This is a genomic window from Periweissella cryptocerci, from assembly GCF_004358325.1.
Classification (GTDB): Bacteria; Bacillota; Bacilli; order Lactobacillales; family Lactobacillaceae; genus Periweissella; species Periweissella cryptocerci.
The window spans coordinates 2,462,856-2,488,286 of sequence record NZ_CP037940.1 but is presented as its reverse complement, the minus strand read 5'-3'; the positions used below and the strand labels follow the sequence as shown (position 1 = coordinate 2,488,286).

Annotated in this window: 21 protein-coding genes and 1 CRISPR repeat array; all 21 genes read right to left on the bottom strand. The window is 39.5% G+C overall.

Going from position 1 to position 25,431, the window contains the following annotated elements; genetic code table 11:
• Nucleotides 1-123: 123 nt before the first annotated feature.
• Entirely contained in the window at nt 124-1,155 is a 1,032-nt protein-coding gene (gene pheS, locus EQG49_RS11010) for a phenylalanine--tRNA ligase subunit alpha (protein ID WP_133364012.1), read from the bottom strand.
• A 562-nt stretch (nt 1,156-1,717) separates the two neighbouring features.
• Nucleotides 1,718-2,911: an MFS transporter gene (locus EQG49_RS11005; RefSeq protein WP_243115709.1), complete on the bottom strand. Its 1,194-nt coding sequence runs from the start codon at nt 2,909-2,911 to the stop codon at nt 1,718-1,720.
• A gap of 201 nt (nt 2,912-3,112) precedes the next feature.
• Complete coding sequence (locus EQG49_RS11000; RefSeq protein ID WP_133364011.1) at nt 3,113-4,321, bottom strand: MFS transporter; 1,209 nt, start codon at nt 4,319-4,321, stop codon at nt 3,113-3,115.
• A gap of 127 nt (nt 4,322-4,448) precedes the next feature.
• Nucleotides 4,449-4,784, bottom strand: a complete 336-nt coding sequence (locus EQG49_RS10995; protein ID WP_133364010.1) for a winged helix-turn-helix transcriptional regulator — start codon at nt 4,782-4,784, stop codon at nt 4,449-4,451.
• Between the two features lie 436 nt (nt 4,785-5,220).
• Complete coding sequence (locus EQG49_RS10990; RefSeq protein WP_133364009.1) at nt 5,221-5,706, bottom strand: HD domain-containing protein; 486 nt, start codon at nt 5,704-5,706, stop codon at nt 5,221-5,223.
• A gap of 514 nt (nt 5,707-6,220) precedes the next feature.
• Nucleotides 6,221-7,768 carry a gluconokinase gene (gene gntK / locus EQG49_RS10985; RefSeq protein WP_133364008.1) on the bottom strand — a complete coding sequence of 516 codons (1,548 nt, stop codon included), beginning with the start codon at nt 7,766-7,768 and terminating at the stop codon, nt 6,221-6,223.
• Between the two features lie 260 nt (nt 7,769-8,028).
• Nucleotides 8,029-8,799 (bottom strand): TrmH family RNA methyltransferase, encoded by a 771-nt coding sequence (locus tag EQG49_RS10980; RefSeq protein WP_133364007.1) that lies wholly within the window; start codon nt 8,797-8,799, stop codon nt 8,029-8,031.
• 235 nt (nt 8,800-9,034) lie between these two features.
• Complete coding sequence (yidC, locus tag EQG49_RS10975; protein ID WP_133364006.1) at nt 9,035-9,988, bottom strand: membrane protein insertase YidC; 954 nt, start codon at nt 9,986-9,988, stop codon at nt 9,035-9,037.
• A 442-nt stretch (nt 9,989-10,430) separates the two neighbouring features.
• Complete coding sequence (locus EQG49_RS10970) at nt 10,431-10,772, bottom strand: YlbF/YmcA family competence regulator (protein ID WP_133364005.1); 342 nt, start codon at nt 10,770-10,772, stop codon at nt 10,431-10,433.
• A gap of 122 nt (nt 10,773-10,894) precedes the next feature.
• Nucleotides 10,895-12,982, bottom strand: coding sequence for a PBP1A family penicillin-binding protein (locus tag EQG49_RS10965; protein WP_133364004.1), 2,088 nt, complete (start codon nt 12,980-12,982; stop codon nt 10,895-10,897).
• Nucleotides 12,983-13,117: 135 nt separating this feature from the next.
• Nucleotides 13,118-13,585, bottom strand: coding sequence for an arginine repressor (locus tag EQG49_RS10960; RefSeq protein WP_133364003.1), 468 nt, complete (start codon nt 13,583-13,585; stop codon nt 13,118-13,120).
• 254 nt (nt 13,586-13,839) lie between these two features.
• Entirely contained in the window at nt 13,840-14,007 is a 168-nt protein-coding gene (locus EQG49_RS13755; RefSeq protein ID WP_165964878.1) for a hypothetical protein, read from the bottom strand.
• A 374-nt stretch (nt 14,008-14,381) separates the two neighbouring features.
• Nucleotides 14,382-14,708 carry a hypothetical protein gene (locus tag EQG49_RS10955; protein ID WP_133364002.1) on the bottom strand — a complete coding sequence of 109 codons (327 nt, stop codon included), beginning with the start codon at nt 14,706-14,708 and terminating at the stop codon, nt 14,382-14,384.
• A 483-nt stretch (nt 14,709-15,191) separates the two neighbouring features.
• A CRISPR array of direct repeats spans nt 15,192-16,008; the repeat unit is 36 nt; unit sequence GGTTCAAACATCATTGATCTGACATACATCTGAAGC.
• 87 nt (nt 16,009-16,095) lie between these two features.
• The gene (gene csn2 / locus EQG49_RS10950) at nt 16,096-16,758 is read right to left on the bottom strand and encodes a type II-A CRISPR-associated protein Csn2 (RefSeq protein ID WP_133364001.1); all 663 of its coding nucleotides are present in this window, start codon (nt 16,756-16,758) and stop codon (nt 16,096-16,098) included.
• The gene (gene cas2, locus EQG49_RS10945) at nt 16,755-17,060 is read right to left on the bottom strand and encodes a CRISPR-associated endonuclease Cas2 (RefSeq protein ID WP_207668553.1); all 306 of its coding nucleotides are present in this window, start codon (nt 17,058-17,060) and stop codon (nt 16,755-16,757) included. The genes csn2 and cas2 overlap by 4 nt, the downstream gene beginning before the upstream one ends.
• A gap of 11 nt (nt 17,061-17,071) precedes the next feature.
• Nucleotides 17,072-17,941 (bottom strand): type II CRISPR-associated endonuclease Cas1, encoded by an 870-nt coding sequence (gene cas1 / locus EQG49_RS10940; RefSeq protein WP_133363999.1) that lies wholly within the window; start codon nt 17,939-17,941, stop codon nt 17,072-17,074.
• Between the two features lie 213 nt (nt 17,942-18,154).
• Nucleotides 18,155-22,216, bottom strand: coding sequence for a type II CRISPR RNA-guided endonuclease Cas9 (gene cas9, locus EQG49_RS10935; RefSeq protein WP_133363998.1), 4,062 nt, complete (start codon nt 22,214-22,216; stop codon nt 18,155-18,157).
• Nucleotides 22,217-22,378: 162 nt separating this feature from the next.
• A complete protein-coding gene (locus tag EQG49_RS10930) occupies nt 22,379-23,722 on the bottom strand; it encodes a PFL family protein (protein ID WP_133363997.1) in 1,344 nt (447 codons plus the stop codon).
• A 15-nt stretch (nt 23,723-23,737) separates the two neighbouring features.
• The gene (locus tag EQG49_RS10925) at nt 23,738-24,010 is read right to left on the bottom strand and encodes an ACT domain-containing protein (protein WP_133363996.1); all 273 of its coding nucleotides are present in this window, start codon (nt 24,008-24,010) and stop codon (nt 23,738-23,740) included.
• Nucleotides 24,011-24,199: 189 nt separating this feature from the next.
• Entirely contained in the window at nt 24,200-24,994 is a 795-nt protein-coding gene (locus tag EQG49_RS10920; protein WP_133363995.1) for an alpha/beta hydrolase, read from the bottom strand.
• Nucleotides 24,995-25,026: 32 nt separating this feature from the next.
• Nucleotides 25,027-25,356 (bottom strand): hypothetical protein, encoded by a 330-nt coding sequence (locus EQG49_RS10915; RefSeq protein ID WP_133363994.1) that lies wholly within the window; start codon nt 25,354-25,356, stop codon nt 25,027-25,029.
• Nucleotides 25,357-25,431 lie beyond the last annotated feature (75 nt).

The window sequence follows — 25,431 nt, the reverse complement described above, 5'->3', positions numbered from 1 at the left end:
CTTTATTAACGTGCCTTTCAAGCGTTGCGCTTTGGTGAGTAGCCTTCGTTCTAAATTGATTCAATTCACATTATATGAACGACGCTATCTCGCGAATCCAAAACACGCTTGAGTAACACTTTTTTATTTAAATTGTGATAAGAAACGGACATCGTTCAAGTAGAAGTTCCGGATATCATCGACCCCGTACTTCAACATTGCAAAACGATCGGGTCCTAAACCAAAGGCAAAGCCCCCATAAACTTCGGGGTCAATGCCGGCTTTTGTCAAGACGTTCGGGTGCACCATGCCGGCCCCCAATACTTCAATCCATTCGATATCTTCAGGTTTCGTGTTTTCATCAACATCCCCCCATGAAACATCAACTTCCACTGATGGTTCCGTGAATGGGAAGTATGAAGGACGCAAACGGATTTGGTGCTTGGCACCAAATAATTCTTGCGCAACAGCTAACAGTGTTCCCTTCAAGTCACCCATGGTAATGTGCTTGTCGATCACTAATCCTTCAACTTGGTGGAATTGGTGGGAGTGTGTGGCATCATCAGTATCGCGACGATATACGCGACCTGGTGAAATCATCTTCAAAGCACCCTTTGCAAAGTCGTGTTGTTCCATCGTGCGTGCTTGCACTGGTGAAGTTTGCGTCCGCATCAAAATTTCAGGTGTGATGTAGAAAGTATCTTGCATATCACGAGCGGGGTGATCCTTAGGCAAGTTCATCATTTCGAAGTTATATTTATCTTCTTCAACTTCAGGACCTTCGGCTATTTGGTAACCCATCCCGATAAATTGATCTTCCAATTGTTCAATGATTTGTTGAATAACGTGCGCGTTTCCCTTGCGTACAGCATGACCGGGTAAAGTCACATCAAGTGCTTCACTAGCTAATTGCGCGTTCAATGCAGCGGCTTCAAGTGCGGCTTTTTTCGTTTCAATTGCAGCTTGCAAGTTATCACGGATTTCGTTAGCAAAAGCACCCACAACAGGTCGCTCTTCAGCTGTTAAATCCTTCATTCCACGGAGAACTTCCGTGATTGGTCCTTTTTTACCTAAAGTATTGACCCGGATATCGTTCAAACTTTTCAATTCAGTAGTTTGGTCGATTTGCGCCAAAACATCTGCTTGTAATTCAGTTAATGTGTCTTGTAATGACATAATTTTTCCCTTCTTAACTTGGACTAAATATTGAACTTAACTTGAACACTAATTTGATGACGTTAACCTTAATGCGTTGTCCCATTAGCTAATAATACGCTAGCTAATGGGACATTACGACTAACTACAGCTTGAAACAAAAAAGTCCCTGCATCTCAAAATGAGACACAGGGACGTATAATCGTGGTACCACCCTTATTTTGATTGCAGCAAGCCAATCACTTAAGTAGTCCTGTAACGGTGACAACCCGATATTTGTTAGTCAATCTGATGTACCAAACATAGCTCAAAGAGTGAATTCATGCACTTGTGTTGTCTTTAGCTAGTCACAGTCAAGCTAGCTAATCCCTGTTTACAACACTTGTTCACTACTACTTCTTATCTTCGCTGTTAAGTTATTTCGTTTGCTAGTATACCACATTCAGGTTACATGTGGACATTTGAAAATCAAAATAAACTTGGCACGTTATTTTGCTGTTAAACCGTATTTTGTGCGATTAACATTATGCATGTTACTAACAACGTGTGGTTACAAATCAGCATTTAAGCCTGATACTGACAACTATTTGGCAACTTTACCAACATAGCGACCATGTAATACGAAGTACAATGGTAAGCCAACGAGCGCCAGTACTGCCATGGCTAAGAACAAGTGGCGGAAGCCCAACGCTGGTACCAAGCTACCGAGTACGTAAGGTCCGACCCCTAATCCTAAATCAAAGAAAATAAAATACGTCGAGTTAGCAGGTCCTAAGCGGTGTCCGGGTACTAATTTAGCAATCGTTGCCTGAATAGTTGATTGGAAATTACCAAAACCAACCCCGATGAAGATAGCGGCAAATAATAGCATTAAACCAGAATGCATCCCGCTAATTAACCACAACCCGAAGGCTAACAATACTAATCCAGGATAAACAATGAAATTTTCATTTTTAATATCCATCAGGCGACCAGAAAACGGCCGCGATAACAAAATTACTCCGGCATAAACCAAGAAGAAGTAGCTAGCAAAGCTACCAATACCAAGCTTATCAGCGAAGAACGCTAAATCACTTTGCAAACTTGCATAGGCAACGGCAATCATCATCATTAAAAATGACAAGCCAAAGACTTTTGGTTCCAGAAACTTACGAATCCCCTTATCACCAGGTTCATCTGCACTCACATGTTTAATTTCAAATTTAATTCGATTGGCGTCAATCCCTAAAGCAACTACTAAGCCAAACACACCGATAATCACTTCAATCGCAAACAACACCGAGAAACTAACAAATTGGGTCATCAACAAAGCAAAGAACGGACCAATTGCAGTAGCAACAATCGTACTTAAACTAAAGTAACTAATCCCCTCACTCCGGCGTAACTTTGGAATAACGAAAACTACCGCCGTATTAGTTACTGTACCGACTAAACCAATCGCAATCCCTTGAATTAACCGAACCGCAATTAAGAAACCAATCCCAATTTGAATTTCATATAACAGTAATGCCGGCACAAGGAGAAACATCCCCACCAGCAATAATTTTTTGGAACTAAAAATCGTCGTTAAGTATCCCGATGCCATCCGTGATATTAATGATCCGATAACGGTAATCCCCACAACAATCCCGCTCACGGCAGTTGAAACATGATATGTATCGACAACATATGGTCCAATTGAAACCATCAAACTATAAAATGTCAGCATACTTGCGAAATTAATCATCGCTAATTGCCAAAACGGCTTGGTAAATATTTGACTCGATTCTGTTTCCAACTAATAATCCTCTTTTCTTTTTCCCGAAATGCTGTCAGTTCTAAATGCTATTTTATTAACATTCACAGCTAACATCCCTAAAAACTGCAACTATTAACGATACGCTTCTTTTTAGTACGTTGTCAAATCAGCCAGCATTCGCCGTGCAACCGCGTAAAAAAAGACCCTGCCAAAACGACAGAATCTCTCAACATAAATCTATTAATAAACTGACTTTCCAATATGGCGGCCATGTACCAAATAATAAAATGGCAAACCAATCAAAGCTAGTATCGCCATGGCAATAAACAAATGCCGATAGCCTAAAATTGGAATCAACGTCCCCAAGATATAGGGACCGAATCCTAAACCAGCATCAAAGAAAATAAAGTATGTCGAATTTGCTTGGCCTAAGCGGTGACTTGGAACTAATTTGGCCACCGTTGCTTGAATAGTTGATTGGAAATTACCAAAACCAATCCCAATGAAAATGGCGGCGATTAAAAGCATCACCCCACTATGCATGCCACTGATTAACCACATCCCCACTGCTAAAATGATTAATGCGGGGTACATGATGTAGCTCTCGCTTTTAACATCCATCAGACGCCCTGAGAACGGCCGTGAAAGCAAAATTACCCCCGCATAAACTAAGAAGAAGTAACTTGCAAAGGCACCAATCCCAATTTTTTCAGCGAAAAAATCCAAATCGCTTTGTAGACTGGCATAGGCAAATGACACGACAAACATTAATGCTGACAAACCAAAGACCCGTGGTTCTAAGAATTGCCGAATTCCACGATCTTCAGCTTTTTGTGCTGATGGCATTTCTTTGGACACATTTTTAGTTTCAAAGGTCACCGTTGTTGGATTAATACTCCAAGCAACCGCCAAACCGATCAGTGCAATGATTACTTCAATCCAAAATAAAACTGAATAACTAACAAACTGTGTCAACAATAGTGCGAAAAATGGGCCAATCGCCGTCGCAACAATTGTACTCAAACTAAAATAACTAATACCTTCACTCCGGCGCAACTTTGGCACGACGAAGACCACGGCCGTATTCGTAACTGTTCCGATTAATCCAACAGCTATCCCTTGAATAAAACGCACGGCGATTAAAAAGCCCACGCCGATTTCAATCTGATATAAAAGCAATGATGGCACTAAGACCAACATACCGACAATCATTAATTTTTTGGGGCTATAAATGGTGGTCAAGTATCCAGCTGCCATCCGTGATAGCAGCGTCCCGATAACCGTGACCCCCACAACAATTCCGCTTAACGCGGTCGAAACGTGATATGTATCCACGACAAACGGCCCTATCGAGACCATCAAACTATAAAACGTCAGCATACTAGCTAAGTTTACTAAAGCCAGTTGCCAAAACTCCTTGGTGAAAATACGATTGGATGCAACATCCATTCTTAGTTCGCTTCCTTCCTAAACTCATGAAACTTAATCAAGTATACACCCCCTTGTCAAATGCAAATTTTTAACGCAACAAAAAAGCCAACACATTTCTGTGCCAGCCTATAGATAAATAATATTATTAAATCGCTTGTGCGTAAGTTTGATCAGCCCATTCGTGAATGGCATCCATCATTGAACGCATTGCAGTACCGCGTTCAGTCAAAGCATAGTTAATCAAAGCTGAATCTTCGTAAGTCCGACGTTCAACAATACCTTCTTCTTCTAATTCCTTCAAACGTTCGACCAAGACCCGGTCAGAGCAGTTTTGAACAGCTGCTGCTAAATCTTTAAAACGTGAAACCCCGTTGTTAAGCAAAACTTCGATAATCATCCCATTCCACTTACGACCAAGAATTTCAAAAGTCTTGGCGAACTTTGGACACAAACTCAAACCATCTTTAGTAACGTTTTCCATGATATATATTCCTCTTATAATCTATATTGTAAATTAATAATACTTACTTTTTGTCAATTAGAATTATAGCACGCTTTTTTTCCCTATGTAAACAATGTTTCTTAACATTCATAAAAAGTTCATTTTTTCACAATAATTCATCGCAAAAATAGATGAATAAGCAAAATCTATGTTTAAATTTTTACCATTTTATTTCACCGCCTAAAATTTGTGCAATTTTTATATATGCCCTAAGTTTCTTGTCGTTTCGTAATGATCATTTTGTTAACAGTGTTGTTTTTCCCATACTATTGCGGCCCGTTTTTTGCTAGTTTGAGAATCATTACTAACTAACGGAGTGCCTAAGTTAATAAATTAGCCTCAACACCATAACCGGCACAACAGAAAACAACCAGCTCACCGAATCGGCAAAACTGGCTGTTGGTAAAAAGCGTGTTTAGATGTTAGCAAATTTTGCCTTGAAAGCATTCCACTTTGGAAGGAAAAATTCTTGTACCGCAGCAACATTATCAACCATGTCGACCAAATAGCTCTCACGGTATGATGGTAATTCCATCGTTGCGCCAAACATATGCTTCAAGATGATGTCCTTTTCCATTGGTGAAAGAACCGTCAACTTTTCAGCATTGCGCAAGGAAACCCGTGGGTGAATGAAGGCATGCGAACCAAGCTCAAACTTTGTATCACGCCAGTCATAGTAAAACATGTCGTGTAACAAGCCTGCTCGTGCGACTGCCCGTGCATCCAAGTGTAACTTTTTAGCCCAAACATAGCTTTGATATGAAACGCTCAAAGAATGTGTCAAACGATCTGAGTGGTGATGTTGTACGTAGTTTTGCAACTGTTGCACTTCATCTTTAACCAACAAATCGTCGATGTAACTACGATATTGCACATCTGTTCGCCAATCATTTTGTTTCAAGCAGTCGTCCTTCTTTCTAGGTTAATTAACCTTCGAATTCATTATACTACAAAAAACTGGTCGGACCAATTATTCACACTTTCTTCAAATTTCCGTAATCACCCTAGCGCGCCAATTTTATATTGGTTCTAGCGCAGAATTACTAAGGTTCTGTTGTCAGTGTTGTTTTTTCCATGCCACTACGGCTTGTGGTTGGTAACTGTTTTCGTTAATTTGCGAATTAGTCCTAACTAACGGAGTGACAGTAAATTACTTGACGGGCGCAGCCTTTACACCGCGACTAGGGTGATATGTGTGAAGCACATATTTCCGTTGAGGATAAGGGCTAAAATTTTTCTAGCGTGTAATTTGGATATGTTTCTCAGATTGATTCCCACTGCGTGTCTGGAACCAGTCACCGTGATGGCATCATGCATCACATTTTATAAATCCCACGTCAGACGGAATAGTGCCAAGACAAGATACAAAAAATGCATCCCTTATTTCAGGAACGCATTTATCGTTAGCTATTTGATTACTTCTTGTTGTGGTTGTACTTACGTTGGAAATTGGCAATGTTTTCATATTCTGGGCTGAATTGACGGCTCAAACGAATAAAGATTGGTGCAAGTTCACGGTAAACTTCGTAGTTTTCTGGGTTAGGTTGGTAAGTGTTACTATCACCAACTAATTCAGCAATATCTTCCAAGTTATCCATGATGCCCAATGCTTTCTTAGCAACAACTGTGGCAGCTAAAGCGCCTGATTCAAATGCTTCAGGTACTGTAACTGGTTGTTCAAAGATATCCGCAGCCATTTGGCGCCACAATGGTGAGCGTGCGAACCCACCAGTTGCTTGAATATTGTGTAAATCACCAACAACTTCTTCCAAGGCCAATGAAACCATGTAGATGTTGAAAATAATTCCTTCGAGCACTGAACGAACCATGTGGGCCCGGCCGTGTTCGTGCGTCAAACCAAAGAATGAACCACGCGCATTGGCATCCCAAATTGGCGCACGTTCACCACCAAGGTATGGGTGGAATAACAATCCATCCGCACCAGCGGGTACCTTAGATGCGATTTCAGTTAACAAATCATATGGATCCATGTTCAACAATGCAGCTGTTGATTTTTCTGCATCAAACAAGTTGTCCTTAGCCCAACGGAAGACATCACCACCGTTGTTAACTGGTCCACCAACAACCCAGTGATCCTTGTCCAAGGCGTATGTGAATGTCCGGCCCTTAGGATCAATAACGGGCTTATCTGAAACCACTCGAATAGCACCAGAAGTACCGATAGTAACCGCCGCAACACCTGGTTGAATAGCGTTCACACCTAAGTTAGACAATGGACCATCACCGGCACCGTAAACAAATGGTGTATCGGCTGGAATACCAATTACCTTAGCGTATTCTTCAGCCATGGCAGTTTCCATTTCGTATGGTTCAACTGGTTCTGGTAATTGTGACTTATCAATACCAGTCACGCTAAGAGCTTGTTCATCCCAATCTAAGTTGAAGATGTTGAACAAACCTGTCCCTGAGGCAATTGAAATATCCATCTTGTTAGCACCGAACAAACGGTGGAAGATATATTCCTTAATCCCCAAGTAGTGAGCAGCATTAGCATAGATATCAGGCTTTTCTGCTTTCAACCACAAAAGTTTTGAAAGTGGTGCCATTGGGTGAATTGGTGTCCCCGTCTTAGAGTAAATTTCTTGACCCAAGCCCGTTGACTTCAATTCTTCGGTGTACTTAACGGCACGCGTATCGGCCCAAGTAATCACACGCGTTAATGCATTCCAGTCTTTATCAAATGCAATCAACGAGTGCATTGCGCTAGAAAATGATACAGCTAACAACTTGTCGCCAGCTTCAAAATCAATGTGGCGTACAACGTCCATCAAGCCATCTTGTGTAGCTTGGAAGATTTCGTTCATATCTTCTTCGGCCATATCAGGCAATTCACGATACAAAGGATAACCGTGGTTCGCAGTCGCAATCACGTGACTGTTTTCATCAAAAAGGACAACCTTAGTTGAAGTAGTTCCTAAATCGACACCAATTGTATAATCCATTTTTTAACCCTCTTCTTGAAAATTATTTTCATATAATCTTATTTACTATGAAAAATTTTAACAAATTGTGAGATTTTTAGCAATAGTAACCGCTCACATCACGTAGATATTTTCCCATTTTTCTGCAATAAACCCTATCAAATCGCCATTACTCCCCCCACTTTGTGAAAAAATAAATCAATATCGATATTCGCTGCTAAATTCGTATAACACATAATAAAAAAGAGCTGGAACAAATTCGTCCCAACCCCCTCAAATTACTAATCTAATTTAATTGCAAACATCAAGATACCAGCGGCAACCCCAACGTTCAATGATTCAGCTTGGCCTTCGATTGGAATGTACAAGTTAGCAGTCGTTGCCGCTGCTAATTCGTCAGCCATTCCTTGGCCTTCATTACCCATGATTAAACCGAAGTCCATTACGCGATCAATCGTCCGGTAACTCTTAGCTTCTGGATTCAATTGTGAACCATATACGGGCAAGTTGTTGTCTTGCAACGCCTTTGTCCATTCAACTAAGTCACCTTGAAGAAGTTCCAAGTGGAATTGGCTACCTTGCATTGCGCGCACAACTTTAGGACCAAATGCATCAGCTGAGCCAGTACCTAAAACGACACCCTTAAAGCCAGCAGCGTCAGCAGTCCGGACCATTGTACCGATGTTACCTGGATCTTGAATCTTATCTAAAAGCAACCATGCGCCTTCGTGCACGTAGCTTGGTGAAAATGTCTTGCTTGGCAACGTAACTTCTGCAAAAATCCCTTGTGGGTTAACAGTGTCACCAATGTGCTTAGCGATATCTTCTGGCACAACAAATACTGGCACACCGGCTGGTAAAGCGGCTTCGTGTTCAGTTAATTGTTCGTCTGTTAAGATAATCGCACGTAATTTGGCATTGTGATTGATTGCTTCTTGTACTAAGTGCCAACCATCCAACAAGTAGGTGCCTGAAGTTTCGCGCCCCTTCTTAGTTGCGAGCTTAGCCCATGCCTTAATCCGATTATTTGCTTTACTTGTAATCTTTTCCATTAATATTCATCCGTCCTTTTATTGTATTGCCTAGTTTAACATAAAATAGCCCTCGATTGGCTGAATTGAACCGAACAAAATAATTTCATGTCCCACTAAATTGAAATACCTCGGTCGCTTGATTATTTACCAACAATCGTTCCAGGGTATTATACCCCATGCCACGGTACCATTAATCTTGTGCCTGTTGCACGAAAAAAGAACCTGATATAAAAATCAGATTCTTTCATTACGCTTAATTTTTACGTTGTTGCTTACCTGCATTACGCTTTTTGTTAGGGTCATTAGTTTGTTTTGCCGCGTTTGGCTTTGAACTAACTTCAGTTCCCTTCACTTCTTTGCGGAAATCCTTCAAAATTTCATCAGCTACTTCCTTAACGATGAAAGTCTTAGAAACATTGTCGCGAATCCGTGGACGTAAGATGTTAATAATTAAAGTTTGGATGATGGCAAATACCCCACCAATGAAGAAGTAGAGCCCAAGACCCGCACTAGTTGACCATGAGAAGACCAAAATCATCACGGGGCTCAAGAACATCGTTGTACGCATCATCTTCTTTTGTTCTTCAGGGACACCCATGAGCATCAACCAACCTTGAATCAAGTAAACGACGAAGGCCAATATTGCCAACACCATGCTTGGCTTGTTCAAAGCAGTTCCGAAGAAGGTTGCACCGGATAATGATGGTGAGTAGCGAATAGCCGCATACAAACCTGAGAACACTGGTAATTGAATCAAAATTGGTAAACAGCCAATTCCACCAGTCATTGACACACCGTTCGCCTTGTACACTTGCATCGTAGCTTGTGAGGCAGCGGCTTTTTCTTCTTGTGTCGTGGCGTTCTTAGAAGCTTCTTGCAACTTGTTAAGTTGTGGCCGCAACATACTCATCTTTTCTTGTTGAATCGTTGACTTGTGTTGTTGTGAAACCATCATTGGTAACAAGATTAAACGCACAATGATCGTCAAAATCATTACGGCCCAACCAACCGCGTTAACAGCATGAACACCACCGAACATACCCGCAATCCAATTCATAAGATTTTCAAGTGGGTGTCCTAAGTAGTTCCAAACCATCCCAAATGGAATCAAATTCCCATCAACCTTCTTCGTGCGCACACATCCGCTCAAGAAGACGACCAAGAGGGTCAACATTGAAAGGAGACTCAATTTATATTTAGTTTTCATTTTTTAACACTTTTCCTTCTCTCTTAAATTCATACTTTATTATTTTACTCGAAAGCGGTTGTAATGACAATGAGATTGTCTTCACAACTAACGAATTGCCTTTAATTTTAATTCCTGTGGCCTTTTTTGTTTCAACTAACTTGTATCAATAATTTTGCATTGCATCCGAAACGTCAAGCCACTGTTGATTTCTATGGTTCTAGCGCGGGATTGTCGTTTCTGCACTTTTCAATCATCGAATTGCAGAGGTTCTATTGTCAATGTTTTTTCATGCTACTGTGGTTGACAACTGTTTTCCACTAGTTTGAACATTATCACTAACTAACGCAGTGACAAATTTTATTCAATCCCACGTCAACCGAAATTAAGTCGTTGCAATTCAATAAAAAAGTTCCCAACTGACCGTCATGACAACGATTAGCTGAGAACTCCGCTTGTTGGATTAGTTTTTGTACAAATCTGCCATAGGCTTAGTAACAATCGCATTAATGTCGCGCATCATTACGTCCATTGCTTGTTCGTGAGCCATCAAAGCTTGCACTAATGGGTACTTTTCAATCTTGGCAGCAATTTCTTGCCATTCCTTCATCTTGGTTTCGTCAGGCGCTTGGCCTTGACTCATCAATTGTTGGATTTCGATTTGGGCATTTTGGAATTCCTTGAAAACCAAGTATGATTCTTGGTCAGCCTTCATCGTACCAAATGCTTCTTCCAAAGCCTTGTATTCATCAGTTTCACGTAAATCACGTTCTAATTGGTTCGCTGTATCGTAAATGTTAACCATCGTTTAATCACCTTTATTTAAATTTATTTTGTAGATATATCATAACATGTTTTAAAAACACTGACCGCCGTTGGTTCGCAAATCATTCCATTTTTTGAAAAAATCTGCATGTTGGTCATATTTTAACCAAACAGCCCTTTGACTTGGTCCCACAAATTTTTAGCTTTGTCTTTGACCTTGTTAGCACCGTCTTTAACGCCCTTACTTGCATCGCCAAATGAATTAAAGAAGTTATCAACCGAACTGTTCGAGGTGTTTCCAGCCGCCATGACGTTCGCATCAGGAACACTAAACTTTGTGCCCTTAGTATATGGCAAGGCTGCAGACATTTCCGTTTTGAACAATGGCCCGACGTTGTATGCTGGATTAGCTGATAAAGTTTTACCGGATGAATTGTTGTCGTAACCTTCCCATGTCGCCATGACCAAGTCTGGTGTGTAGCCGACAATCCATTTATCATTTGAACCGCTCTTTTCATTTGTACCAGATGCTTCAGTCGTCCCAGTTTTACCAGCAATCGCATAGCCGTATGGTTTTGAAGAAGCCCCAGTACCATAACTAAAGACACCTTGGAGCATACTAGTCATCGTGTTAGCGGTTTTAGCCGACATGACTTTGGTTGTTTTGGGTGTTTCGTTATCAACAATCACTTTACCCGAGGCATCAACAATCTTACGAATAAAGTACGCATGATTCATCGTTCCACTATTTGCAAAGGCACCATATGCTTGTGCCAATTGTAATGGTGAGACCCCTGTATGGGTACCCCCGAGTGCTAGTGACAAGTTTTTATCATCATCCGTCAAATCCATGCCAAATGATTGCGCCATATCAAAACCAGTATCAACACCAATTTTATTGAGTAACCAAACTGCTGGTACATTCACACTTTGTTGGAGTGCTTTGTACATTGGCATTTTATCTTGATAGAGACCATTTTCATTGGTTGGCTTGTAATGATTGGTCCCAAATGACGTTTCCTTATCGCTCAATTCGGAGTCATAGTAGTAGCCATTCTCAATTGCTGGCGCATAGACAGCTAGTGGCTTCATCGTTGAACCTGGTTGGCGTTTCATCTGTGTTGCGCGGTTAAAGCCACGGAAAACGTGTTTCCCACGTCCACCAATAACCGCAAGCACCCCACCCGTTTTAGGATTAACTGCAATTGAAGCTGCTTGGACATCTGACGTTGGATAGTTCCAACTAGCATCAAACTGCTTTTGCATCGAAGTTTGAATGCGTTGCCCTAATGTTGTGTAAATTTTATAACCACGGTTCATAATATCTGATTCGGTTAGCCCGTATTTGTTAATCGCTTCGTTAATAACTGAATCGAAGAACCATGGATATTGATACGTCGCTCCGCGTTTATAGTTATTCACAATGTGCGTTGGTGCCGCTTGAGCAGCCTTGGCACTGGCTTCTGGTAATTTTTTATTTTCAACCATCAAGTCCAGCACTAAGTTCCGACGTGCGTGCGAGTTCTTAGGATTAGCAATTGGATCATAAATCACTGGTGACCGTAGCATTGCCGCTAAGGTCGCTGCTTGGCTATCCTTAAGTTGACTTGCATGCACCCCGAAGTACCGTTCAGAGGCGTCTTCAACACCCCAGACTCCACGGCCGAAATAAGCATTGTTCAGATACATCGTTAAAATTTCTTGCTTTGAATAGCAATTTTCAACTTCAACTGATAAGAAAATTTCCCGCGCCTTCCGCGAAACCGTTTGTTCTTGGGAAAGCAACGCGTTCTTAACAAGCTGTTGCGTAATAGTTGAACCACCACCCGCAATATAATCGGCACCGGTTAACTTATTACGTACCGCAAGAACGACCGCACGGGCAATCCCTTTGACAGAGAATCCATATTCATGATAGAAATTCCGGTCTTCGGTTGAAAGCACTGCATTTTGTAAATTCGGTGAAATTTTATCTAACTTCACATACGTCCCTTTTTGGGCGAACAATGTACCGGCTTTATCACCATCTTTATCGTAAATTTCCGTCGTTTGTTCAAGTGCCGCCTGTAAATTTTTGACGTTGGCGGTCTTCGCTTCAAAGGTTAAATATGCGCTGAGCAAAAAAATGACACTCAGAATTAAAACAATAATCCACCGTTTAATTTGGTAGCGCCGCCAAAACGGCCCAATTACGTCATCGATTTTGATTCTTATTTTTTTAAATGTTGATACAGAAGAATTATTTTTCATTGGTACTCCATTAATTAATTTAAAACACTTGCGACTTTTTATTTGTATACCACAAAAACCGTAACATGAATTTTACCACAATTATTCCTAATTGCTTTGCGAATTAACTCGTTACCTTCTAAATTAAATCAATTATTAATAAATATCCGTTAAACTCAAGTATTCAAGCAGCTCATCATACAATCTCGTGGCAGTTTCCTCGTCTGGACTAGTCACGTAAATTGTATCATGCCCAGCCAACGTACCCACAACTTCAGGCATTGCCAAGTCATCAATCACCGCCGCTAACAAGTTCCCATTAGCTGGTAATGTCTTAATAACATTCATAAATTGAATCCGTGTAATCGAGATCATCACTTCGCTGACCATTTCATGTAAATGATCACGGTCGCGACTATCACTAGCTAATATTTTTTGATAATGCGTAACCCCATTAGCACCCGTCACTTTAACATAATTCAACGCTGCCAAATCACGTGAAATCGATGATTGTTGCACATCAATCCCACGTTTAGCAAGTGCAGCAACTAATTCCTGCTGACTAGCCACCGGTTCCTTTTCTAAAATCTCGGCAATAACTGTCAAACGTTCTTTTTTGATCATAGATTGCTCCCTATATTGATTTCATCGCTTGCTGTAAGCTCTGGTAATTATACAATGTTCTGACGGAAATGCACAAAAAAGACTCATAAAATTTTTAGGAGCCTCAGTGGTGATTTGTTTGTATTTACAAAATCTATCAGTGCATCTTGGAATTCTTGATTTTGTATTGAAATATCGGTGATGGATTTAAATTAGTTGGGCGGAAGGTATTGTGGACCAAATGAAAAGCAACTCACTGTTATGTGAATTGTTTTTTATTTTATTAACCCCATTTCTTTAGCCCGTTTTACCATTTTCGCCAAGCTAGCTTGTTGCTCTTTCGTTGTCATATCAATCATCCAAACGTCCTTATACCGTTCCGCTAATTCTTTTTCAGTAAGCATTGTATCTGGGCGATCATCTATAAATAATTTTTCAGACATCTTTAATCACCTTATATTTCCATCCCATACTATCCGCAGCCAAACGAGTAACCTCACCAACATCATCAGCTGTCCTTAGTTTAAGTGTTTTAAGAGCATCTACATAACATTCTCTTATCATAGTTCAAACACCCTCACCTTTCCGTGATTCAAGCTAACATAAATACTTGGACTGTTTTCTTTTTCCTCAATACCATCATATTAACTATAAAAAATGGTTCAAGCACTTGAAATTAATTTGAAGTCCGCTTGCAAACAAGCAAACAGATTCTAAACAACGAGTGAATGATAGTTTCGAGACGGTCAATCATTCTACACTCTTATACAATTACAGCACCCTAGTCAACGGGTGATAAAGCAGTCATTACTAAGATTCAATACTCATTGATCTGACACACATCTGAAGCAATTCCTTTAGGAACCATTACAACTCGATTGGAAAACTGATTGTTAATTTGATACGTATATGAAGCTTGATTTTGGTTGCTCTTTTTAAATAATGCTACTTTGCTTAATGTATTTAGCAGCTTCTGTTCGTGCAAGTCATGCTCAATAAAATTAACTACATGCGTGAACCTTTCATCCATCACTTTGAAATCTTGCACTGTCCCAATATCAAGCATTTTAAATTGATTTAAAACATCAAACACCTTGTTCATGTTATCGATATTTTTAAATACGTCACGTGGAATATAAATCATCACTTTACACCTATTTTACTTACTCCAAATGAAACAAAGTTATCAAAAATAGACAATTGGGTTTGACTCCAACTTGCTAGGCTATCCCCGTGATTGACGAAAACAAAATTGTAGTAATACGATACATTCCTTGAGTTACGACGAACGCGAATAAATTCTTGAAGCTCTGTAATTGCCCGCATTATCTTCGATGTACCCAAGATAATTTTGTCTCACATGCTATCGTAATGCAAGTGATTGGTTTTGAATAGCTATTTCCATATCGCTACAATCAAATCGTTTACCACCAATGGTGTTTTAACTCTGGATGGTACTCAAAAGCTATTAAAATTCGTACAAAAATAGGAAGCCATTGACCACGTAAGCATTCAACGTACAGCAAGGTTCAAAACTCATTGATTTAATACACATCTAAGCGCCACGATATACCGTTCTTCATTCCGTTTTTTTAACTCACTATCCGTAAGTTCCCAATCTTGACGATCATCAATAATCATTGATCTGACATACATCTGAAGCTACCGAGACGTATTGCGCTACGAATGCAGTGGTTCAAACATCATTGATCTGACATACATCTGAAGCAATGCGTTAGGTCGCCAAGATGATCGTAATGGTTCAAACATCATTGATCTGAAGCACACTGTAAATGTGGTAGCTATGAAGCGTTGGTTCAAACATCATTGATCTGACATACATCTGAAGCCAGCTGACTGTGTACCGCTCAAGCTACCAAGGTTCAAACATCATTGATCTGACATACATCTGAAGCTACCAGACGATTTAATTGACGCTACTTACCGGTTCAAACATCATTGATCTGACATACATCTGAAGCTGCTTTAGCAACGTCATAGTCACCAACTTTGGTTCAAACATCATTGATCTGACATACATCTGAAGCTAGCCATTGGGATTGGCGCTGCTCAAATGGGGTTCAAACATCATTGATCTGACATACATCTGAAGCTAACACTAGCGTTGTGGCTAGCGTCGGTGTGGTTCAAACATCATTGATCTGACATACATCTGAAGCCCTAATAGCTTTAAGGTCACTTTCAGCTATGGTTCAAACATCATTGATCTGACATACATCTGAAGCTAACACAGTTACAACTTACACAACAATCATGGTTCAAACATCATTGATCTGACATACATCTGAAGCTTGCGTTGTGCGCATTGATTTGTGATGCGTGGTTCAAACATCATTGATCTGACATACATCTGAAGCTTGTGTTAATCCCAAATTGCGTTAAGAATTGGTTCAAACATCATTGATCTGACATACATCTGAAGCAGACAGCTCGTTCGTATTGATAACATTCCAACGAACATACTTTTACGCTATCACCTTTTTCTGCATCTTTTGTTCGAACTTTTAGTCTTAAAGCTGAACAAAATCATCGTCTATAAAGTGATTATTATCTGCAAATTCGGGAGCTAGTCTCAATTTAGATGTTGTTTTTTCAAGGAAGAGAACCGACAATTCTTTTTGTTTAATGTCCTCAAACAAATAGTCAATTTGTTCGAGAGATAAGTATAGATGTACATTTGAAAAAATAAGCAAACTAGTATCGCTAAGTTCACTCGCAATGTTTATTATACTATCCATTTTATCATATCCAGAGCCCGTTTCCAATGAAGAAACGTTGATATTCTGGGCTTTTAAGACGTTACCAACATCCCATCCATCGGTGATTTCCAGGGGCAAATCACTCTCCGAAATCACTTGCCACAGCATTGTTTTTATTTCACAATCTATTTCAAACATTCGTTGTTGAATATGCTCATCTAAATAAGCCGTTAATTTACTCATCGCTTGTTTTTTAAATAGGCTTGATACTTCTGAAATTCCGGCGATATCCCCTAGTACTCTGTATTCTTTTTTTACAACCTTGTCATTGATACTAACAATTACCTTTTCACTCTCTGGATCTAACAAACCATTTAATATTTGCCAGTATAACTGTGTGTCACTAATTCCTAACACGGTCAAGCCTTCAATCTCAACAGGTTGATACGGAAACGTAGTTACTAAATATTTCATATGATAATTACCTTGTCATCGTTATTTTTCACATCGTCAATACTTGCTCCTACCAGAAAATTCATTGAAGCATATTGTTTTTCAGTTACTATTAACGTTTGCACGATACCCTCAGGTGGTACTACATCTAATAATCGTTTTTCAAGAAATTCGGCACTTTTTCGATTTATTGCTACTCGTACATAAACGCTTTCTTGAATCATCAAAAAGCCTTCATTAATTAATTGTTTGCGAAAACGACGATAGTTCCGACGTTGTTCACTTGTTAATACAGGCAAATCAAAAAATAACATTAATCGCATAACTCGATACCTCATATCTCAATCCGCCATTCAGGTAGCTCTGATTTCTCCTCAAGAAACAATAAACTTGTCCGCACAACTTCCGTAATCACGGTAGTAATTTGCGTTTCTTTCCCATTCCAACCGACTGATAGATTGATAACATTGATTAAATCACCTTTCATTGCATTTGTTAGTTCTCCCTTATCCTGCAAATAAACAATCCGATCTACCAACGGACGGAATAGCTCCATCAAATCATTCGCCAAATTAAATTCATTATTTGCATTATCATGATGTATTCCCAGTTCTGTTAAATATCCAAATTCTGAAATTTCGCGCGCTAAATTCGCAATTAAAATACCGTATCCATAGTTTAGTGCCCCGTTTTGTACTTGCTTATCATCCCGCCTAGTAAAATTTTTACCAAATAGTCGCGGAAAATATAGCCTTGCCGCAACAGCTTCACGATTTGTTTCATCACCCACTTCAACTGAATCGACAAGCTTGTCCATTGCCTCGCTATTATTACTTGTTTCTTCCAATACTTGCTGTTGAACGGTAATTTTTGTTTGTATCATTAGTTGCCATAGTTGTTGTTTGCGCATATCTGACCACTTAAATTGCTTTAAAATATTGATGTTACGACTAGTGTGCCCATGGTACCGATTGATTTCCCCAATCGGCATACCATTCTCACTTGTAAAAATTAACTTAATATCATGCTTGATAATTTCCATCACCGCATAACTAGTTACTGCAGCACGAGTTGTTCCAACAATTACAACCCTAACATCATCAATCGGAACTTGAATTACATCTGTCTGTGTTGTAATGACTAAATGATTCATCTTATACGTTAACTTTGAATGTTGCGTAATTAATAACGATCGCCAACTCATTTTTCACCTCCGGTGTGTTATAATATATTTGTGGTACTAGTCATACCACATCGGTTCAATGTCATTGATCTGACATACAGTATTGAAGTAAAGCAAAGTTTCGACTGAGCTTATTTATCTCCTTGGAGATGGCCTTATGGCCTTTTTTTTTGCATAAATTTAGTAACATAAAAAATAAGACGCACTCAATTGCAGAGTGCGTCCTATTGGTGTCTAAAGATTTGCCCGTTTCGCTAACTCTTCAACTGTATATTTTTGTTCAAATAGTCCCGTTGCTGACTGATATACAAATAAATCATGTTCATTTAACACACCAGTATTTTTCAAACGTCCAAACTCACCTGACGCCTTTATTTTTTTTAAATCCGTGTTTGAAGGATTTGCATGCAGAGCTAATAAAATTCGACTCAATGTCTGCTGTTTATCTTCAAATGATAACGTTTCAAAATCAGCACGCTTCATCTCAACCTTGGTTAAAGCGTTTTGATGTAATGGATAATATTTTTTAGCATGCGTCATGATTAAATCAAACGCTTCTAAAAAATTGTCATTATCGCCCATTTTTTCATGTTGTGCCTTTAATAATTGACTAATTTTTTTATACTCTTCACGAGACAAATATAATTGTTGAAAATTGTGTAATTCAGTTGCCGATGACACAGTCACTAAAGCTCCATCTTTAACCAATACCTGTCCATAAGGAATGTGATTAAGGACTAGTTTAGCATCTGGGTACATTTCACGAATTTTGTTAATTAAAAATTCGTCATTCCCGCGTGCATTTTCAACCCACTCCCGTAGAACATTCACCAATCGATATTTTTTCTTAGTAAACACTAATGCTGCATATGCTGGCTTAGCCGAATCAAAACCACCATATAGGTCCACACTCTTATGTTTGTCAAAAGCAAATTTCCCCTTCGATTTAACATCATGCAACTTACTTTGATAACGTGATTCATTATATAATTGTCCAGTTTGATCACTGCTCCGCTTTGTTACCAAAATTTTCGAATAATCCATAACTTTCCAAATATATTCTCGACTAGCGTCACTCCAGACAATTTCACCAGTATCTTGATTAACTTGTTGTTGAATATCCTTAGAATTCATCGATCCTACAATAAATCCATATGGTTGAATTCGAACACTATCATCTTTGGCGCCACTACGGACTTTTTTCATCCAATCCTTAGTGTACCGATAATAACTGTTACCTGCTGCGTCACTAACCCGTCCTTTACTAAAGAAACCACGGCGATCAATATACTTACCAACAGTTGCCATCAACAATGCATCATGTGCGTGATGATAATCATTAATATCACGATTTTTAGGCCACGCAATATAGCGTCGCATTTCTGCCGTTAATGATGCCTTAACCGCGGTAGTGATATGTTTACCCTCAGCAGCATAGTTAACATCAATCAAATTGGCCACATTTTTAATAATCTGCCGCGTTTCGACTAGTTGTCGTGCAATAAACCGGCTAGTTTGTGCCTCTGAAAAATCACCTTTTCGATTTGTTAGACGTTCATACTTACTTTTACTGATTAACTCAAGTTCCAACAAAGATTTCCACCAAGATTTACGTTTTGTAATAATGTCATCCGTGTAAGTGGGTGAATCAGCTTTCCGCGCGTTTGTGCCCCGATTTACCAACACTCGATTATCTAATGAATTGTCCTTGGTAAATGCTTGTGGAATGATGTGATCGATATCATACCATTCAGACAAGTGCTCCAACTCAATCGGTTCACCCGTATACATATCTTTACCTTCTTGGAGATAATATAAATATAAGCGGTCATCCTGAATTGATTCTTTTGTTTGTTCCGCTAAACTAGCTGCTAAGTCTTTAAACGTTTCATTCAGTGATGCACTACTATATAAATCCTGAACTCGCCGTAAACGGGAGTTAGTTATTCCTGTATTTTGAGGTTCACGCGCGAACTCAATATAAACTTTTTCTGGATTGCCACCAAGAACTTTACGCAAATCTTCTAGAATACGGAATACTTGCGTGATACCTCGTTTAATATTCTTAGGCCCCGCAAGTGCTTCAATTTGTTCTTTAATAGCGTTCTCTTCTTGTACACTATTTTGTTCATTAAGCCAATCTTGAACACCGTAATCACCATTATTCAAAATCTCCATTAAATTTTGATCAGTATGGTATAACAGTTCAAAAATACTATGTTTTTGTGGAACTACGTCACCGGCTGTCTCTAAATTAATTTCAATAAATTTAGAAGTTAGCAATTTTTGGGATAAACGCCCCCAACCGGTGTAATGTTTTGCTGCCAATTTTTCTTTCTCATCGGCACTAAATACAGCGAATTGTGGTTGTGCCAAACGGCGTAATCTAATTTCTCGATCCTCAAAAACAGTTTGCACCATAACCAATTCTTCAAGTAATTGTGGTGAGAGTGTTTCGACTTTTTCACGTCCAAGAACACTAACAAAAAAATTATAAGTTGAGAGTTGATTATTAAATGTATTTGATTTTGTATCCGCTAAACCATTAATCTCAAATTTCTTTCCAGTCTGACTCAAGATAAATTCTTCAACAACTTGTGCTGATATTTTATTGTGAATTTTAAAAACTTTCTCGAAGATTGCTTGTTTAGTTCTAACGTCCAGTCGCCGATGATTTTCATCACGCACATTATTTAATTCTTGAAGTACATTATAGTCCTGATATAACAGGCTTTTTTCAGGTAATGTTGGTTCACCAATCAAATAAGTATCCGTACCTGTTAAACGTGAAATGAACGCTTCACCACTTGCGTCCTTATCAACAATATCAGCAAAGTTCCAAGGTGTAATATTTTGAGAAGCGTTGCTTTTACGAATCAACCAGTGATTTGTACCATCGCCAGCAACTTTATCAGCTTCAACTAGCGGACCTACGTAATACGGAACCCGAAATTTAAGTAATCCTGCTAATTTTGTTTGTGTTTTCCCCTCTTGCGTGTATTCTTCTGCCAAAAATGGATAATACTTTTTTTGTTTTTCAATAATTGCTTCAAGTTCCGCTAAATGTAATTGATGAGGTAATATTCCATTTTGCTTTGTCCGTTGTCGTGGCAAAAATTCATCATTTTCAATTTTATTTAACAAATCAGCCTTATCGTTTTCAACAATTTCAGCAGCGCTTATTAATTTTTTGAATACCTTAAGGCCGTCCTTATGCAGATTTTCATCGACACTCAAAACGGCTTTATATGCTGTATTAATTTCATCTTTATTTTCCCGATTACGGATATTTGCTTTAATAAATTCCCAATCCTCATGGTGAGCTTTATACTTTTCAATCATTGATGCACTAATTGAAGTATGCTCTCCTAAAATCATTTTCAAGGTTATACCTTCATAGGCTTCAATAATTGCATCTAACATTTCAGCCTGTTCAACCGACAATTTTTCTCGAATTAGTTCTAGTAAAGTATCCCGATCTTCCACATCGAAATTCAACTTGAATAACTTTTTTTCATCCTTATCCAAGTCTGGAATAGAAAAAATTGTTTCAATATTTGCAACGTTACCAACTAATCCTGTTAGCACTGCCTTCATTGCCTTGAGTGCTAACTTGTCACCTTCAATAAACTGCATTGCGTCTTCAACTCGAACAGTTTTATTACGCGCATTATGATTTGTTAATGCTAGCGAAAATTTTTCGGGATTAATTATTGTTGCAAATATATTTTCCGTATCAGCATTATATTCTTCCATCGCATGAATAAAAGCCGTAACATTGAATGAATTTTTGGCACTCATTTGATTTGCTGCGTTCAAAAAATGACCGCGATACTTAACAATGTGATGAATTGCTAAATATATTTCACGTAAATCATGTTGTTTTGTATCTATCATCAATTCATGACGTAAGTGATAAATTGTTGGATATTTGCTATAAAATTCTTTTTCTTTGATTTGGTCTGCAAAAATACCCGCACCAAAATGGGGATTATTGGTATCATCAGGATGCACCCAACTATATTTTAATCGCGCTAAGAAATTATTATCAACCAACTGAAGCTCAGATGAAAAAAATTCATTCAATAAGTTTAATCGCCAATGGCGGCGAGATAACCGTCGCCGAGTTGTTCGATATCCACGTCGTTCTTCGGCCGTTTCAGCACCTTCAAATAGCCGAACTCCAATTAAATTTTTACCTTTTGCGCTAATTAATTTATAATCATCTCCAATTACAGCCCATCCGACTGATCCGGTACCAATGTCTAAACCAACGCTGTATTCTGTCTTTTTCATATGATGATCTCCTTATAAGTATATTCGAATTCATTATATCATTTTTTGTTATTCCTCGTGATTATTATCACAAGTTTTACACAAATTTCTTGCATTCATCACATTTAGCCACTAGTAGCAAAAAAGACCCAACACCTAAATGTCGAGTCTCTCACAATTATTTTAGTTCTTAAACGAATGAATTGGTGCCGGAATATGGCCACCACGATTAATAAAGTCAGCGGATGACTTATCAATTACTTCCATGACAGGTGCACTCCCAAAGAGGCCACCGTATTCAATCGTGTCGCCGATGCCCTTACCCTTAGCAGGCAATAGGCGAACGGCCGTTGTCTTATTATTTTGTACACCAATGGCTGCTTCATCGGCAATCATTGCACTGATTGTTGTGGCTGGCGTGTCACCGGGAATTGCGACCATGTCTAAGCCGACTGAACACACTGAAGTCATTGCTTCTAGTTTAGCAAGCGATAGTGTGCCGGCAACGACGGCATCAATCATCCCCGCATCTTCTGATACTGGAATAAACGCTCCTGACAAGCCCCCAACACGTTGTGAAGCCATCACGCCACCCTTCTTAACGGCGTCGTTTAAGAGCATTAATGCCGCGGTTGTGCCGTGAGCACCGACTTGTTCGAGGCCAATTTCTTCGAGCACTTCAGCGACTGAATCACCACGCGCTGGTGTTGGTGCCAATGATAAGTCAACGATCCCAAATTCAGCATCGAGCCGATCAGCGGCTAATGAACCAACCATTTGGCCGATACGCGTAATCTTGAACGTTGTGCGCTTGACCGTTTCAGCAACGACATCAATTGGTTGGCCCCTAACTTCTTCCAGCGCCCGTTTCACCACACCGGGTCCACTAACACCGACATTAATTACCACGTCGCCTTCAGAGACACCGTGGAATCCACCAGCCATGAATGGATTATCTTCAACCGCATTGGCAAAAATGACTAATTTTGAATTAGCAACTTCGTTAATTTGACCCATTTCGTAAACTTTTTCACCCATCAACTTGATGGCATCTAAGTTGATGCCGGCTTTGCTTGAGCCTACGTTGATTGAGGCACAGACGATATCGGTTTCCGTTAATACTTGGGGTAATGAATTAATCAGTGCTAAATCGCCATTGCTGAAGCCTTTTTGGACTAAAGCTGAATAGCCACCGATGTAATCAATCCCGATTTTTTTGGCAGCAGCGTCCATTGCTTTGGCATACTTAATCATGTCTTTGGCTGCTGTCTTACCGGCAACCAAGGCGATTGGCGTTACCGTTACCCGCTTGTTCGTGATAGGTACGCCGTATTCACGTTCGATTTGTTCAGCGACTGCGACCAAATTCTTACCTTTGGTCGTAATTTTATCGTAAATATTTTGTGCGGCTTGATCAGGGTCCGCATCAATACAGTCTAATAGTGAAATTCCCATCGTGATTGTCCGAATATCAAAATGTTCTTCGGCTACCATGGCAATTGTTTCTTGAATATGTGATATGTCCATTTATCTTATCCCGCCTTAAATTTTTGAAATCGCGTCAAATAATTCTTCGCGTTGCGTGTGAATGGTAACACCAAGTGCACCGGCTAATTCGTTCAAATCATCTTGTAAATCATCAAAATGTTCATCCACAGCCGTGACGTCTACCAACATGCTCATCGTGAAAACATCATCCATAATCGTTTGGCTCAAATCCAAAATATTAACTTGGTGGTTCGCTAAAGCAGTGGCAACTTCTGCGATAATACCACTCCGGTCTTTTCCGACAACTGTAACTACGGCTCGTTTCATTGATTGATTCCTCGTTTTCATTAATTATTTCTCATTATACTAAATTAACGCCCCATTATGGAAAAGAAATCATCCAAGATGTCTGAATTTTTCCTAAATTTACCAATCCAGACCGCACAAAAACGACCACCCTTCGTTTTGAAAGATGGTCGCTCCAATATTTAAAATTTTAAAACTAGTTTCAATCTCTTACGCCAGCAAATACCGTTTCAAAAATGCTAAGGTCGCTGGTAACGCATCTTCTTGATATGCTTCAGCATGGCGATTCCCTGCTAACAAAATTGTTTCAACTGGAACATCAGCTTCCTGCAATAGTTGTGCTACTTTTTGATGCTCATAAGCTGGCACAATTTCATGCATTGAATTAGCTAACAATCCAGGTCCAGACTGCTTACTAATCCGTTGATACAATGTCGCCGCAACTAATTTTTCGGGGCTCACTTGGTCCCCGAGTAAATTAATGATTATCCACTTGTAATACGCATCATTCGCTCCATCTTGATCGATTTGGTCACTCGGAACCGACTTACCAATTACAAGTTGTTTTGGTACCAATTCAAGGTGAGTATTATAAAAACCCGCTAAATCTAACAAACCTGACCAAGAGACAAATGGCCGCCCAGTAGCTAAGCCTAACTCAGTAGCTAAATTACCACCCGTTGAGCCGCCAAAGTACCCAAGGCGCTTACGATCAAAATCGTAAGCACTACTAATCAGCCACTCATTTGCTAGTTTGACGTCATCAACTTGAGTTGGATAATGATTTTCGGTTGCAGTCGCTAAACGATAATTAGCGGCTACTACGAGATAGCCAGCATCAGCTAAAATTGTCGCAATTTTGGCTTCTTTTGCCTTATCGCCTTGCCACCAGCCACCACCGTGCAAATCCAAGATTGCTGCACCATTTGGTTTATCTGGCACGTAGACATCTAATGTTTGTTGGTCAAGTGGTCCATAGGCAATATTTTTTTCAGTCCTAATCATATAGCCCCCCCTTTAATACAATCCGATTAACTTTACTGGAGTTTTTCTGCAAGCTCCACTAAATCATCAACCGCTTTTTTGTAACTTTCCAAATCAGCTTTTGTTGGATATTTTGCTTGAAAGCCAGCTAACCCACCAGCGACAAATTCCCATTCATATGAGAAAACTGCTTGATACGCTTGGGTGAACGCTGGTACTTGATCTGCGGGTAAATCCCGAATTACTTCCCGAAAATCGGTATACACTAATTCAAATTGAATCGCCCATGCCCGGATAAAATCATGTCCCGCAGCAATATGTGCGTAGTGATGTTGTGTTGTATTAACTAAGTTTGCTAATGATGATGAAATGTCTGGTACCATTGTTTTCCCCTCAATTTCTGTCTGCAAGAATGAGCCAAAAATCAACCCACCCCGAGTCCATACATATTCTATGGA

Bases quoted from the DNA above. Each gene is read 5' to 3' on its own strand.
- EQG49_RS10955 (WP_133364002.1), bottom strand. From the start codon at position 14,708: ATGATTTATATTCCACGTGACGTATTTAAAAATATCGATAACATGAAC.
- gntK (WP_133364008.1), bottom strand. From the start codon at position 7,768: ATGGATTATACAATTGGTGTCGATTTAGGAACTACTTCAACTAAGGTT.
- EQG49_RS11000 (WP_133364011.1), bottom strand. From the start codon at position 4,321: ATGGATGTTGCATCCAATCGTATTTTCACCAAGGAGTTTTGGCAACTG.
- EQG49_RS10995 (WP_133364010.1), bottom strand. From the start codon at position 4,784: ATGGAAAACGTTACTAAAGATGGTTTGAGTTTGTGTCCAAAGTTCGCC.
- yidC (WP_133364006.1), bottom strand. From the start codon at position 9,988: ATGAAAACTAAATATAAATTGAGTCTCCTTTCAATGTTGACCCTCTTG.
- EQG49_RS10930 (WP_133363997.1), bottom strand. From the start codon at position 23,722: ATGGACATATCACATATTCAAGAAACAATTGCCATGGTAGCCGAAGAA.
- EQG49_RS10970 (WP_133364005.1), bottom strand. From the start codon at position 10,772: ATGGTTAACATTTACGATACAGCGAACCAATTAGAACGTGATTTACGT.
- EQG49_RS10980 (WP_133364007.1), bottom strand. From the start codon at position 8,799: ATGGAAAAGATTACAAGTAAAGCAAATAATCGGATTAAGGCATGGGCT.
- EQG49_RS10965 (WP_133364004.1), bottom strand. From the start codon at position 12,982: ATGAAAAATAATTCTTCTGTATCAACATTTAAAAAAATAAGAATCAAA.
- EQG49_RS10915 (WP_133363994.1), bottom strand. From the start codon at position 25,356: ATGGTACCAGACATTTCATCATCATTAGCAAACTTAGTTAATACAACA.
- pheS (WP_133364012.1), bottom strand. From the start codon at position 1,155: ATGTCATTACAAGACACATTAACTGAATTACAAGCAGATGTTTTGGCG.
- EQG49_RS10960 (WP_133364003.1), bottom strand. From the start codon at position 13,585: ATGATCAAAAAAGAACGTTTGACAGTTATTGCCGAGATTTTAGAAAAG.
- EQG49_RS13755 (WP_165964878.1), bottom strand. From the start codon at position 14,007: ATGTCTGAAAAATTATTTATAGATGATCGCCCAGATACAATGCTTACT.
- EQG49_RS10925 (WP_133363996.1), bottom strand. From the start codon at position 24,010: ATGAAACGAGCCGTAGTTACAGTTGTCGGAAAAGACCGGAGTGGTATT.
- cas1 (WP_133363999.1), bottom strand. From the start codon at position 17,941: ATGAGTTGGCGATCGTTATTAATTACGCAACATTCAAAGTTAACGTAT.
- csn2 (WP_133364001.1), bottom strand. From the start codon at position 16,758: ATGAAATATTTAGTAACTACGTTTCCGTATCAACCTGTTGAGATTGAA.
- cas2 (WP_207668553.1), bottom strand. From the start codon at position 17,060: ATGCGATTAATGTTATTTTTTGATTTGCCTGTATTAACAAGTGAACAA.
- EQG49_RS10920 (WP_133363995.1), bottom strand. From the start codon at position 24,994: ATGATTAGGACTGAAAAAAATATTGCCTATGGACCACTTGACCAACAA.
- cas9 (WP_133363998.1), bottom strand. From the start codon at position 22,216: ATGAAAAAGACAGAATACAGCGTTGGTTTAGACATTGGTACCGGATCA.